At 72.4% G+C, this 12,901-nt stretch carries 13 protein-coding genes; 5 read left to right on the top strand and 8 right to left on the bottom strand.

The window, feature by feature from the left end; genetic code table 11:
• Window positions 1-73 precede the first annotated feature (73 nt).
• Window positions 74-811 carry an SDR family NAD(P)-dependent oxidoreductase gene (locus ABD329_RS13705; protein WP_344316391.1) on the bottom strand — a complete coding sequence of 246 codons (738 nt, stop codon included), beginning with the start codon at window positions 809-811 and terminating at the stop codon, window positions 74-76.
• 389 nt (window positions 812-1,200) lie between these two features.
• Here ABD329_RS13705 and ABD329_RS13700 point away from each other — a divergent pair, with 389 nt between their 5' ends.
• The 3 genes from ABD329_RS13700 to ABD329_RS13690 all read left to right on the top strand — a co-directional run bounded on the left by ABD329_RS13700 (window position 1,201) and on the right by ABD329_RS13690 (window position 5,100).
• The gene (locus tag ABD329_RS13700; protein ID WP_137979202.1) at window positions 1,201-1,962 is read left to right on the top strand and encodes a DeoR/GlpR family DNA-binding transcription regulator; all 762 of its coding nucleotides are present in this window, start codon (window positions 1,201-1,203) and stop codon (window positions 1,960-1,962) included.
• Window positions 1,959-2,903: a 1-phosphofructokinase gene (pfkB, locus tag ABD329_RS13695; RefSeq protein ID WP_182471707.1), complete on the top strand. Its 945-nt coding sequence runs from the start codon at window positions 1,959-1,961 to the stop codon at window positions 2,901-2,903. The genes ABD329_RS13700 and pfkB overlap by 4 nt, the downstream gene beginning before the upstream one ends.
• A gap of 85 nt (window positions 2,904-2,988) precedes the next feature.
• A complete protein-coding gene (locus tag ABD329_RS13690) occupies window positions 2,989-5,100 on the top strand; it encodes a PTS fructose transporter subunit IIABC (protein ID WP_198282055.1) in 2,112 nt (703 codons plus the stop codon).
• A 19-nt stretch (window positions 5,101-5,119) separates the two neighbouring features.
• Here ABD329_RS13690 and ABD329_RS13685 read toward each other — a convergent pair whose 3' ends face one another.
• On the bottom strand, window positions 5,120-6,145 hold the full coding sequence (locus tag ABD329_RS13685; protein WP_344316389.1) for an FAD-dependent oxidoreductase: 1,026 nt from the start codon (window positions 6,143-6,145) through the stop codon (window positions 5,120-5,122).
• Window positions 6,146-6,241: 96 nt separating this feature from the next.
• Window positions 6,242-7,384: a P1 family peptidase gene (locus ABD329_RS13680; protein ID WP_198278133.1), complete on the bottom strand. Its 1,143-nt coding sequence runs from the start codon at window positions 7,382-7,384 to the stop codon at window positions 6,242-6,244.
• Between the two features lie 202 nt (window positions 7,385-7,586).
• Here ABD329_RS13680 and ABD329_RS13675 point away from each other — a divergent pair, with 202 nt between their 5' ends.
• Window positions 7,587-8,129, top strand: a complete 543-nt coding sequence (locus ABD329_RS13675) for an AMP-binding protein (protein ID WP_309142764.1) — start codon at window positions 7,587-7,589, stop codon at window positions 8,127-8,129.
• Window positions 8,130-8,132: 3 nt separating this feature from the next.
• Window positions 8,133-8,321, top strand: coding sequence for a hypothetical protein (locus tag ABD329_RS13670; protein WP_020868976.1), 189 nt, complete (start codon window positions 8,133-8,135; stop codon window positions 8,319-8,321).
• Window positions 8,322-8,328: 7 nt separating this feature from the next.
• On the opposite strand, the gene mscL is transcribed toward ABD329_RS13670, so the two are convergent.
• The 5 genes from mscL to ABD329_RS13645 form a co-directional block, all read right to left on the bottom strand.
• Window positions 8,329-8,820: a large conductance mechanosensitive channel protein MscL gene (gene mscL / locus ABD329_RS13665; RefSeq protein ID WP_037948182.1), complete on the bottom strand. Its 492-nt coding sequence runs from the start codon at window positions 8,818-8,820 to the stop codon at window positions 8,329-8,331.
• Between the two features lie 108 nt (window positions 8,821-8,928).
• Window positions 8,929-9,600: an RcpC/CpaB family pilus assembly protein gene (locus ABD329_RS13660; RefSeq protein ID WP_198278131.1), complete on the bottom strand. Its 672-nt coding sequence runs from the start codon at window positions 9,598-9,600 to the stop codon at window positions 8,929-8,931.
• A gap of 239 nt (window positions 9,601-9,839) precedes the next feature.
• Entirely contained in the window at window positions 9,840-10,685 is an 846-nt protein-coding gene (locus tag ABD329_RS13655; protein WP_198278130.1) for an S-methyl-5'-thioadenosine phosphorylase, read from the bottom strand.
• Window positions 10,686-10,784: 99 nt separating this feature from the next.
• Window positions 10,785-11,144, bottom strand: a complete 360-nt coding sequence (locus tag ABD329_RS13650; RefSeq protein ID WP_198278129.1) for an FmdB family zinc ribbon protein — start codon at window positions 11,142-11,144, stop codon at window positions 10,785-10,787.
• Window positions 11,145-11,277: 133 nt separating this feature from the next.
• Window positions 11,278-12,831, bottom strand: coding sequence for a potassium/proton antiporter (locus ABD329_RS13645; RefSeq protein WP_198278128.1), 1,554 nt, complete (start codon window positions 12,829-12,831; stop codon window positions 11,278-11,280).
• Window positions 12,832-12,901 lie beyond the last annotated feature (70 nt).

Here is a 12,901-nt window from a genome sequence, read left to right as displayed (position 1 = left end):
GGGGCTCGCTTCTGTCTATCTGGGGTCTGGGCCTGGGTCTGGGGCTGGGGGCGGGGGAGGAGGGAGTGGCTGATCAGGCGGCGAAGCCGCCGTCCACGGCGATCGATGCCCCGGTGATGTAGCGGCCGCTGTCGCCCGCGAGATGGGCCACGGTCGCCGCGATCTCCGTGGTACGGCCGTAGCGCCCGAGCGCGGTGAAGCCGCTCTGGAAGGCGGCGTTCTCGCCGTCGGCCGGGTTCATATCGGTGTCCACGGGGCCGGGGTGGATCAGGTTGGCGGTGATCCCGCGCGGGCCGAGCTCACGGGCCAGGGCCTTGGTGAGGCCGGTCAGCGCGGTCTTGCTGGTCGCGTAGAGGCTGCCGCCGGGGAAGGCGACCCGCTCGGCCATACAGCTGCCGATGTTGATGATCCGCCCGCCGTCGGCCATATGCGCGGTGGCCGCCTGTGCCAGGAGGAACGGCGCCCGGACGTTCACGGCGAGGACCCGGTCCACATCGTCCAGCGACAGCTCGGCGATGGGGCCGAGGGCGCCGACGCCCGCGTTGTTGACCAGGATGTCCAGGCGGCCGAACTCGGCGGCGGCCCCCTCCACGGCGGCCCGCACCGCCTGCGCGTCGACGCCGTCGGCCCGCACGGCCCAGGCGCGGCGGCCGAGCGCCTTGATCCGGTCGACGACATCCGCCGCGCGTTCGGCCTGGCTGTGGTAGGTCAGGGCGACATCGGCGCCCTCCTCGGCGAGCCGGATCGCCACGGCCTCACCGATGCCCCGGCTGCCGCCGGTGACCAGGGCCGCCTTGCCGTCGAGTGTCATGCCTTCTCCTCTGTTGTTCCGTGTATTCCTGGAATGCGGAAAAGATTCCGCTATGCGGTGGTCCCGGAGGACATGACTCGATCCTGGCCCGGCGGGCCCCGGAAGTCCGGCGGGATTCGGACGGTGCGCTGCGGGGTGCGCTGCGGGGGTGGTCGGCGTCGGCGGGCGGCGTCGGAGGGCGGCGGGGGCGGGCGGCGACCTGGGGCGGGGCGGTCAGGAGGGGGGCGGGGCGGCCAGGGCTGGGGCGATCGACCGGGGTTGAGGCGGTGAGCCACGGACGCATGCCCGGGCGAGTTTGTTTCGTGCCCGAGTCTGTTTACTTTCCCGCATCGCCCACGTAATCTGGCCGCGAAATCACAGGTTCGGGCATGGAAGGGACGTAAACCCACATGTACGCACCGGAGCGTCAGCAGGAGATTCTCCGGCTCGCCCGCGAGAGCGGGCGGGTGGATGTCCTGTCCCTCGCCGAGGAGTTCCAGGTCACCGCCGAGACCGTACGGCGTGATCTGCGCGCCCTCGACCGGGCGGGGCTTGTCCGCCGTGTACACGGGGGCGCCATCCCGGCCGGGCGGCTGGACTTCGAGCCCGATCTCGCCGAGCGCGAGTCCACCGCCGCCGATGAGAAGGACCGCATCGCCCGGGCCGCCATCGCCGAGCTGCCGTCCGACGGCAGCGTGATCATCGACGCGGGCTCGACGGCGGCCCGGTTCGCCGCCGCCCTTCCCCTGGAGGCCAAGCTCACCGTCGTCACCCACGCCCTGCCGGTCGCCGCCCGCCTCGCCGACCACCCCGGTATCGCGCTGCACCTCGTCGGCGGGCGGGTCCGCCACCGCACCCGGGCCGCCGTGGACGCATGGGCGCTGCGCGGCTACGGCGAGATCAAGGCCGATGTGGTCTTCCTCGCCACCAACGGCTTCTCGCTGGACGGCGGGCTCACCACACCCGATCTCGCGGAGGGCGCCGTCAAGAGCGCCATGATCGCGGCGGCCCGGCGGGTGGTGCTGCTCGCGGACTCCGCCAAGTTCGGCCGGGAGCACTTCGCCCGGTTCGGCGGCCTGGACGATGTCGATCTGCTCATCACGGACACCGGGCTCAGCCCCCAGGACGCCCTGGCCATCGAGCGCCAGGGCACGGAAGTGGCACGCGCATGATTCTCACCGTCACCCCCAACCCCAGCCTGGACCGTACGTACGAGATCCCCGCGCTGGAGCGCGGCGCCGTGCTGCGGGCCACGGCCGACCGGGTCGACCCCGGCGGAAAGGGCGTCAATGTCTCGCGCGCCGTGGCCGCCGCGGGGCAGCGCACGGTGGCCGTGCTGCCGCTCGGCGGGCCGGAGGGCGCGCTGCTCGCCCGGCTGCTGGAGGAGCTGGGCATCGAGGCGGCGGGCGTGCCCGTGGCGGGCTCGACCCGGGTCAACATCTCCGTGGCCGAACCGGACGGCACCCTCACCAAGCTCAACGCGAGCGGGCCCGAACTGAGCGACGCCGAGGCCGAGGCGGTGCTGGAGGCCGTCCGGACGAGGGTCGAGAGCGCCGACTGGATCGCCTGCTGCGGCAGCCTGCCCCGGGGGCTCGCACCCGAGTGGTACGCCGAGCTGGTGGCGCGGGCCCACCGGGCGGGCGCCCGGATCGCCCTGGACACCTCCGGCCCCTCGCTGACCGCCGCCCTGCGCGAGCGCCCCGATGTGGTGAAGCCCAACGCAGAGGAGCTGGCCCAGGCCGTGGGCCGTCCGCTGGCCACCGTGGGCGAGGCGGTCAAGGCGGCCGAGGAACTGCGCGGGCTGGGTGCCCGCGCCGTGCTCGCCAGCCTTGGCGCCGACGGCCAGCTGCTGGTCGATGAGACCGGCGCGTACTTCGGCACCGCCCGGGTCGCCGCCGTGCGCAGCAACGTCGGCGCGGGCGACGCCTCGCTCGCCGGATTCCTCGCGGCGGGCGGCTCCGGGCCCGCCGCACTCGCCTCGGCCGTGGCCCATGGAGCGGCCGCGGTGCAGCTGCCGGGCAGCGCCATGCCGACCCCGGCCGACCTCGACCCGTCCGCCGTGGTCACCACGTCGGACATCCCGCTGGACCGTGTGCTCAAGGAGCCCGCGTGACCGGCCGACCCCACTCCCACCCCCCAGTCCCCACTCCGTCCGCCCGCCTCCCCCAGGGCGGCACCGCACACAAGGGAGCCGCGAGATGAGTGAGCTGATCACCGCGGATCTGGTCGACCTTGACCTGTCCGCCGACACCAAGGAAGCCGCCGCCCGGTCGCTCGCCGAACGCATGGTCGAGGCCGGCCGGGTCACCGACCTCGACGGCTTTCTCGCCGATGTGGCGGCGCGCGAGGAGCAGATGCCGACCGGCCTGGACGGCGGCATCGGCATACCCCACTGCCGCAGCGCCCATGTCACCGAGCCGACCCTGGCCTTCGGGCGCAGCGCGGCCCGGATCGACTTCGGCGCGGCGGATGGACCGGCCGATCTGATCTTCCTGATCGCCGCCCCGGAGGGCGCGGACAGCGACCATCTGACGATCCTGTCGAGCCTTGCCCGGCAGCTGATGAACGGCGACTTCACCGGTGCGCTGCGCTCGGCCGACCAGCCGGAACAGGTAGCCGCCCTGATCCGCGGCGAAGAGTCCGCCACTGCGGAGCCCGCCGCTGAGCCCGCGGCCGCTGAACCTGCTCCGGCCGAGCCTGCCGCGGCCGAGCCCGCCGCGGCCGAGCCCGCCGCTTCCGGCTCGGTTGCGGCCTCCGCTGCCTCCCAGACCGCGCCGGAGCAGGTGGCCCCGTTCCGGGTCGTGGCCGTCACCTCCTGCCCCACCGGTATCGCCCACACCTACATGGCCGCCGAGTCGCTGGAGAACGCCGCTCGCGAGGCCGGGGTCGAGCTGGTGGTCGAGACCCAGGGCTCGGCCGGGTTCGACAAGCTGCCCGCCGCCACCATCGCCGCCGCCGACGCGGTGATCTTCGCGCACGATGTGGAGGTGCGGGAGAAGGCCCGCTTCGCGGGCAAGCCGACGGTGGACGTCGGGGTGAAGGCGGCCATCAACCGCCCCGCCGAGCTGATCGCCGAGGTGCGCGGGAAGGCCGCGCGGGGCGAGATCGCCGCACCGGCCGACGGCGCGGCGGAGGGCTCGGCACCGATGGACGCGGACGGTGCCGCCGGTGACGGCTTCGGCACCCGGCTGCGCAAGTGGCTGATGACGGGCGTCAGTTACATGGTCCCGTTCGTCGCCGCGGGTGGTCTGCTGATCGCGCTCGCCTTCGCGATCGGCGGCTACGAGATCGCGAGCGCCAAGTCCGTGGCGGACCACTTCGTCTGGACCGAGACCAGCAGCTGGGCGGCGCTGCTGTTCCAGATCGGCAGTGCGGCGTTCACCTTCCTGGTACCGGTCCTGGCGGGCTACATCGCCTACGGGATGGCCGACCGACCCGGTCTGGTCCCCGGATTCGTGGGCGGCTATATCGCGACCACCATCAAGGCCGGATTCCTCGGCGGTCTGGTCGCGGGCCTGATCGCGGGCGCGGTCGTCATGGCCATCCAGCGGTTCAAGGTCCCGGCGTCGCTCCGCGGCATCATGCCGGTGGTGGTGATCCCGCTGATCTCCTCCGCGATCGTCGGCGTCCTGATGTTCGTGGTGATCGGCAAGCCCATCGCCTCCGCGCAGGAGGCGATGACCGACTGGCTCAACGGCCTCTCCGGCGCCAACGCCATCGGCCTCGGCGTCCTCCTCGGCCTGATGATGTGCTTCGACCTGGGCGGGCCGGTCAACAAGGTGGCCTACGCCTTCGCCACCGGCGGTATCGCGGTGTCGGACCCCTCCACCGGAAGCCTCAAGATCATGGCCGCGGTGATGGCCGCCGGTATGGTCCCGCCGCTGGCGATGGCCCTCGCCACCACTGTGCGCGGACGGCTGTTCACCAAGACCGAGCGGGAGAACGGCAAGGCCGCCTGGGTGCTGGGTGCCTCCTTCATCAGCGAGGGCGCCATTCCGTTCGCCGCGGCGGATCCGCTGCGGGTGATCCCCTCGTCGATGGTGGGCGGTGCGGTCACCGGTGCGCTGTCGATGGCGTTCGACTGCACGCTGCGCGCCCCGCACGGCGGTATCTTCGTGGTCCCGCTGATCGGTCAGCCATTCCTCTACCTGCTGGCCATCGTGGCGGGCACGGTGGTCTCGACCGGTCTGGTGGTCTTCCTCAAGGGGCTGCGGAAGACGGCGGAGCCGGAGGCAACCGGCCAGGCGGGCGGCGGTGCCGCCGCGGGCGGTACCACCGAGGACGAGTCGAGGGTGGCGGTGGCGGTCTGACCGCATCTCTGACCGCATCTCAGTCACCCCCTGTTGGGCCCGGCGGCCCGCGCCCCTCCGTGGGCGGGCCGCCGGTCTCCGTGGGCAGGCCGCGCGAGGCGTAGTAGGCGCCGAGCGCGGCCTCGCCACCCGACCCCATGGCGGTCGCGATCCGCTGGAAGCGGACCGACCGCAGATCACCGGCGGTGAAGACCCGGGGATGCTGGCTCCCGGGAGGGCAGTACCCGGACCGGTCGGTCGCCACGGCCCCGACCGGGGGCGCCGGGGCGCTGCCCAGGTTGAGGAAGGCGAGATCGGCCGTGAGCGTGCGCCGCTCGCCCTCCACCGTCTCGATCTCGGCGGTGACCGGTGCCACCTCGGCGGTGACCGGTGCCGACGCGGACCCGGGGCCGGGGTCGGGGCCCAACTCCAGCCGCCGCACGGCCACCAGCTCCACCCGGGGATCCCGCCGGATCTCCTCGGTCTTGTAGGCGTCCTCGGGCGGATACGCCACCACAAAGCGGGCCTTGAATTCCGGATGGGCCCGCGCCACGGTCCCCAGGGGCCGGTCCGCCCCCAGAACCAGCACCGTCCGGTCGTCGATCGCGTCCGGATCCGCCTCCCACAGCTGCGGCAGCGCCCAGCCCGCCGCGCCCCCGAGCCATCCCGCTCCCTCGGGGCCCAGCGGCCCAACCCCCGTGGCGACGACCACATAGGGAACCGTCAGCCGCGACTCGCCCGCCCGATCGGACCCCGGAGACTCGGCAGGTTCCACAGCCTCCACCGTGACCTCGACGCGGTCGTCGAAGGCATCGATCAGCGTGGCGCGGCGGCCCAGCTCCACCCGGCACTGATCACACTGCGCCAGATCGGCCTCGATCGCCGCCGCCAGATCCGGGCCGTTGGTGGCGGTGAGGACATTGCGCACCACCGGGATGCGCCGCAGCGCCCCGCACAGGGCGTCGCCCGACTCGATCAGCACCGAGCGCATCCCCACGCTCGACGCCATCACGGCGGCGGCGCAGCCCGCCGGGCCACCGCCGACGATCAGCAGGTCCGTACCCATCCGAAGCCCCCTCTCTTCATCGCTCCGGCCCGCTTCTCCCGGCCGGACGCTTCGTTCCTACCGGCCGGACGCTTCCTTCCCACCGGCCTCCGCAGATCAGAGGCCGTAAAGATCCCGGTACGCGGGGAAGACACCGCCCGGGCCGTCCACGGTCTCCGCCGCGAGCACCCCCTTGACCACCGCCCGGGTCAGCATGTCCGCCCCGGCCGCCAGCACCTCGTTCAGCGCACCGCTCTCCCTGTGCACCCCGAACGCCGGATCACCGACGTCCTCGGGGTCGCCCTCCGGTATCAGCGGGCGCCCGCAGGTGGCCAGGGCGAAGACCGTGTCACCGTCGGAGAGCAGATGCACCGGCCGGACGGCCCGCGCCAGACCGTCGTGTGCCGTCCCCGCGAGCTTTTGCGCCTGGGCCCGGGTGAGCACGGCGTCGGTGGCGACCACGGCCAGCGTGGTGTTCAGCGGAGGCCGCACCGACGCGGCCTGCCGCCGCTCCGACTCGGCCCGTGCGGCGGCGAGTCGGCGCATCGCCTCCACGTGCACCGCAGCGCCGGGCCGGTGCGGCCCGCCCTCCTCCGACGGTCCGTAGTGCTCCCCGTACAGCGCACCCGTACCGGGATCGACCACCGATCCCGCGGCGTTGACCACCGCCAGCGCGGCCACCGTGACGCCGGACGGCAGCACCGTGGAGGCCGAACCGGTGCCGCCCTTGAGCCCACCGGCCACCGCGCCCGTGCCCGCACCCACATTGCCCTGTGCGACCGGAGCCCCCGTCTCCGAACCGGCCGCCGCCTCGATCGCCTCGCGCCCCAGCGTGGCGTCCGGGCGGGCCCGCCAGTCGCCGCCCCGGCCCAGGTCGAAGAGGGCGGCGGCCGGGACCACCGGAACGACCTGCGCCGGATTGGGGCCGACCCGGAAGCCCCGGCCGTGGTCCTCCAGCCAGGAGGCCACCCCAGAGGCGCTGTCGAGCCCGAAGGCGCTGCCGCCGGTCAGTACGACGGCCTCGACGCGCTGGACCAGATTGCGCGGATCGAGGGCGTCGGTCTCCCGGGTGCCGGGGCCACCGCCGCGTACATCGACGGCGGCGACCGCCCCGCCCTCGGGGGCCAGCACCACGGTCGTTCCGGTGAGTCGGCCGCCGCCGGACCGCTGGGCATGGCCCACCCGCAGTCCGTGGACATCCGTCAGGCCGTCGGCCGGACCGGTGGGGGCAGATTCGGGGTTTGTCCGCTCGGCATCCATGGAAGCTATGCGTAGCACGGGAAGCCATGGCATGGTCGAGTGGCGAGGCGCGAACCGCCCTCGTATCCGCCCTTTCGCGATCGCCGCCGAAGCGCGCCGGACGGGATGAGGACCTCTCATATAGAGGGCGTTCATCAGACGTTGATGGCCTGACAGCAGTCTGAGCCCTATGCCGTTCGCCCCCGTCCGAAAGAAGACCGCCGTGCCCCGTAGCTCTCGGACGGAGGAGCTCCCGACACCGGCCGCCGACCCTCGGCGGGCCGCCCGGGTGGCCCTCCGTTGGATCAGCGAGCCGGATTGCACCGAGGAGCTCACCCATGCCGAGCTGCTCGACCAGGCCGCCCGGGCCGCCGCCGCGCTCACCCGGCTCGGTGTCCGTGCCGGGGACCGGGTGGCGGTCCACCTGCCGCTGGTGCCCGAGTCCGTGATCGCCACGCTCGCCTGCGGCCGGCTCGACGTCGTCCGCGCCAGCCTCCCCGTGGGGCTGCGCCCCCATGAGCTGCGCGACCGGATCAGGGAGGTCGGCGCCAAGGTCGTCATCACCGCGGACGCCGGGCAGCACGGCGGGGAGATACAGCCGCTCAAGCGCCATGTCGACCGGGCGCTGGCCGGCTGCCCCGAGGTGCGGTCCGTACTGGTGGTCCACCGGCTGGCCTGCCCGGTGTCCTGGAGGCCCGGGCGTGATGTGTGGTGGCACGACGAGCTCGGCCGATACACCGAGCCGCTGCCCGGGCCGTACTCTTGAGGCATGAGCACCGCCCCTGCCCCTGGACCGCGCGATCCGGCCGCCGCGCTGATCTTCGACGATCCCTTCGCGCAGCGGTCATCGGACGATACGGACCACGGGTGGGGCGAGCGGGTTCCCGGCGGCGACAGTGCCGACGATGCCGCTGATCTGGCCCGGTTCCTCGACGAGAAGCCGCCCCACCACCTCTGAGGGATTCCTAGGCGCTGGAGCCGCTGCCGCCACCGTCGCGGACGGTGGCGCGCTGTGCCACCAGCTCGTCGCGGATCTCGCGGAGCAGAATGATCTCCTCGGCGTCCGCGACGGCCTGCTCCTCCTCCGCCTTCGCCTCCTTGGCGGCCTTCCGCGCCAGATAGCGCGACATCGGCAGCACCATCAGGAAGTACACCACCGCCGCGGTGATCAGGAAGGTCAGCACGGCGGAGAGCACGCTTCCCCAGAGAATCGGGATGCCGTGGACGATATCGCCCGTGGCGTTGGTCTCGCAGGGCGCCTTGAGACAGGAGCGGTACTTCTCGAGGTCCTTCGTGCCGAAGGCTCCGACTATGGGGTTGATGAGGCCCTTCACTATCGAGTTCACGACGGCGGTGAAAGCGGCTCCGATGACGACCGCGACGGCCAGGTCGATCACATTGCCGCGCATCAGGAAGGCTTTGAACCCTTCCATGACGCTCTGCTTCTCCTCGGTCACCTGCTCCTGGCTCAACCCACTGCCTCTCTCTCGCCGCGTCGGTGCTTGAGCGGACGGTTCCGCAACCTACACCCGCAGGTGAGAGGGGCATCAGGGGAGTCTTGGGAGTCAGCGGCGGCATAGTGCCACCGCCAGTCGGGAGTCGGCCGCGGCCCCGGCCAGCGTGGTGGCGTCCGCTCGCGGCACCGTCAGCACCACCAGCGCCCCGCCGCCATCCGCCGCGCCGTCGAGAGTGCCGCCGCTGTCCAGCGCCCCGTCGCCGCTCGCATTCGCGTCCGCATCGGCCTCCGGTGCGCCGCCGTGGGCTTCGCCGTCCGTCGCGCGGGCGTTACGGGAACCCGGCACCTCGGCCACCCGGACACCACGCGCGACCACCCGCGCCGTAGTACCGGACGACCGGGCCCGTGCGGCGTCCGGCAGCGGCGTGGCCAGCACATCCACCCGGTCGCCGGGGTGCAGCAGCCGTACCGCCGCGGCGTCGGCGATCCGGACCGGCGCCGAGATCATGGCGGGGCGCGGGCCGTCCCGCCGCTCCTCACCCGCGGGCGCGGGCGCCCGGGAGGACACCGCGTCCGTGTGCCCCCGGCCGGACGGTGCGGCGGCCGCGAGGGCTGCGGCCGTCAGCGCCAGCCCGGCCGCCATCGCGCGGCGGCGTCGCCGCACGGTCCGCCGCAGCCCGAATCCGCCGGTGCGCCCGGTGCGCACCGGATCGAAGCGGGGCACCGCACGGGCCGGGGGAGCGGAGCGGGGTAACGCGAGAGTGGGGGACGGATGGGACATGGCACATCACCGCCTGCCGTGAGGGTCCGGGTGCTTCTGGCCCCCTCACCATGCCCGCCCCCACCCGATCCCGCTTGGGCCTGTGGACGGCCAGCGAGCTGTGGATAACTCGGTCACCCGAGCGTGCGATACCCGCCCCGTCCGACGGTCTCGCGCCCCGTCCGACGGCTTCGCGCTCCGTCCGACGGTCTCGCGCCGCGTCCGGCTGCCTCATGCCCCGTCCAACTGCGCCCGCGCCGCTACGGAAGCTCGATCCCCAGGTCCCAGCCGTCGTGGGCGTGGGTGCACAGGCAGTCCCGGTCGGAGGTCTCCGGCAGCCTGCCCACCGCGTCGAAGAGCACCTCGCGCAGTCGGCCCACGTTCTCCCCGAAGACCTTCAGCACCTCGGTGTGGGTGACGCCCTCGCCGGTCTCGACCCCCGCGTCCAGGTCGGTGACCAGCGTCAACGACGTGTAGCAGAGCCCCAGTTCACGGGCGAGCACCGCCTCCGGGTGGCCCGTCATGCCGACCACCGACCAGCCCTGCGCCGCATGCCAGCGCGATTCGGCGCGGGTGGAGAAGCGCGGCCCCTCGATCACGCACATCGTTCCGCCGTCCACCGGCTCCCAGCCGCGTCCGCGCGCCGCGTCCACGGCCGCCTTCCGGCCCACCGGGCAGTACGGGTCGGCGAAAGTGGTGTGCACCACATTCGGGATCCGGCCGTCCGGCAGCTGCTCGCCGTCGAAGTAGGTCTGCGTGCGCCCCTTGGTGCGGTCCACCAGCTGGTCCGGGACGAGCAGCGTGCCAGGTCCGTACTCCGGCTGTAGCCCGCCGACCGCGCACGGGCCGAAGACCTGCCGAACCCCGAGCGAGCGCAGGGCCCAGAGGTTGGCGCGGTAGTTGATGCGGTGCGGCGGCAGGTGGTGCTTGCGGCCGTGCCGCGGGAGGAAGGCGACCCGGCGCCCCTCGATGTCGCCGAGGACGAGCGAGTCGCTCGGCGCCCCATAGGGAGTCTCCACGGTGATCTCGGTCACGTCGTCGAGGAACGTGTAGAACCCCGATCCCCCGATGACCCCTATGTCTGCTTGCCTGCTGGTCTCGACCATGTGATCACCCTAGCCATCCGCGCCCACGCGAACGACATCCCGCCGCCTCCCGGGGGAGGTGGCGGGGTGTCGGTGAAGCCGAAGAACCAGGCGGCCGGATCAGGCGGCCGAACTCGACGCCGAGGATGACGAAGACGTCGAGGATGACGAAGACGACGTCGACGTCGAAGACGTCGAGGAGGAGGACGAGGAAGAGGAGTCCGAGGACGAAGAGGACGACGAGCCGGAGCTGTCGCTCTTCGCCGCCGGCTTGCTGGAGCCGCCGCTCGAGCTGCTGGAGGAGGAGCGGCTGTCATTCCGGTAGAAGCCGGAGCCCTTGAACACGATGCCGACCGCCGAGAACACCTTCTTCAGGCGTCCCTTGCAGCTGGGGCACTCGGTGAGCGCGTCGTCGCTGAACTTCTGCACCGCCTCGAGGCCCTCGCCGCACTCGGTGCACTGGTACTGGTAGGTCGGCACGTTCTTCCTCCTGGCACTCTCACTCAATGAGTGCTAACGACGCTCCATAGTGCAGTATTCCCGTCCGTCAGTCCACTGGCACGAGACATACGGTGATCGAAAACACCGCCCGAGGCGACCTCCGACAGCTGCCTCAACCCGCTCCCGTGCCCAGCCAGCCCGCCAGCTTGCCGCCCCGGCCCACCGCCCGCAGCCGCCGCTCCGCCGCGTCGCGCACCGGGTCCGTGGCCACCACCAGCAGCTCGTCGCCGCGCCGCAGCATCGTCGAGGGCAGTGGTACGAAGCTGTTCTCGTCCCGGACCACCAGGGTGACCGCGGCCCCCGGGGGCAGCCGCAACTCGCCGACCTCGACGCCGTGCATCTTGGACGACTGGGGGATCGACACCGACAGCAGATGGCCGCGCAGCCGCTCCAGTGGCGCCGACTCGATGCCCAGGTCGGCCGGTTCGGGCTCCTCGAGCCGCAGCCGGGGGGCGAGCCAGGGCAGGGTCGGCCCCTGGACCAGGGTGTAGACGATCACCAGCACGAAGACGATGTTGAAGATCCGGCGGCTGTCGGGCACGTCGCTGACCACCGGGATGGTCGCCAGTACGATCGGCACCGCCCCGCGCAGCCCGGCCCAGGACAGCAGTGCCTTCTCCCGCCAGGGCAGCCGGAACGGCGCCGTGCTGACCAGGACCGACACCGGACGGGCCACCACGGTCAGCACCAGCCCCACCGCGAGGGCGGGCAGGATGTCATCGCCCAGTTCATGCGGGGTGACCAGCAGCCCCAGCAGGACGAACATCCCGATCTGGGCGAGCCAGCCCAGCCCCTCGGCGAAACCGCGCGTCGCCGGCCAGTGCGGCAGCCGTGCGTTGCCCATGATGAGCGAGGCGAGGTAGACGGCGAGGAAGCCGGACCCGTGCGCCAGCGAACCCCCCGCGTAGGCGGTCACCGCGATGGCGATCACCGCGATCGGGTACAGACCCGAGGCGGGCAGCGCCACATGCCGCAGGCCGTAGGCGCCCAGCCAGCCGACCGCGATGCCGATCACCGCGCCGATCGCCAGCTCCAAGGCGATTTTGCCGATCAGGGAGTACCAGGAATCCATGGGGCCCTGGCTGGAGAAGGCGACCACCAGGATCACCACAGGGGCGTCGTTGAAGCCCGACTCGGCCTCCAGGACGCCCGTGAGCCGCTTGGGCAGCGGCACCGTGCGCAGCACCGAGAAGACCGCCGCCGCGTCCGTGGACGACACCACCGCGCCGATGATCAGCGCCTGCCGCCAGTCCAGTCCCACCACATAGTGCCCCGCCGCCGCGGTGATCCCCACGCTCACCGCGACGCCCACGGTGGACAGGACGGCGGCTGTCGGCAGGGCGGGTTTGATCTCGCCCCACTTCGTGCCCAGACCGCCTTCGGCCAGGATGACGACCAGCGCGGCGTAGCCGAGGATCTGCGTCAGCTCGGCGTCGTTGAAGGTGACGCCGATCCCGTCCGTGCCGATGGCGACGCCGATCCCGAGATAGATCAGCAGCGTGGGCAGTCCACTGCGTGATGACACCCTTACGGCCGCCACCGCGAAGAGCAGGACGAGGGAGCAGATCAACAGCAGTTCATTCAGGTGGTGAACAGTCAGGGGCCGACCCTTTCTCGCGGGAGCGGAGGGGACGCTGCGAGGGGTCCCCACCGACCGGAACTTCATTGCCTTATCTAACATTTTACGGGATCTTGACGCGAGCCTCCCACGAGAAGGCTTCACCGAGGTGTACGAG

It is taken from the genome of Streptomyces javensis, assembly GCF_039525925.1.
In the GTDB taxonomy this organism is placed as follows: domain Bacteria; phylum Actinomycetota; class Actinomycetes; order Streptomycetales; family Streptomycetaceae; genus Streptomyces; species Streptomyces asiaticus.
The sequence above is the reverse complement of the archived record's forward strand: the minus strand, read 5'-3'. Positions and strand labels throughout refer to the sequence as shown.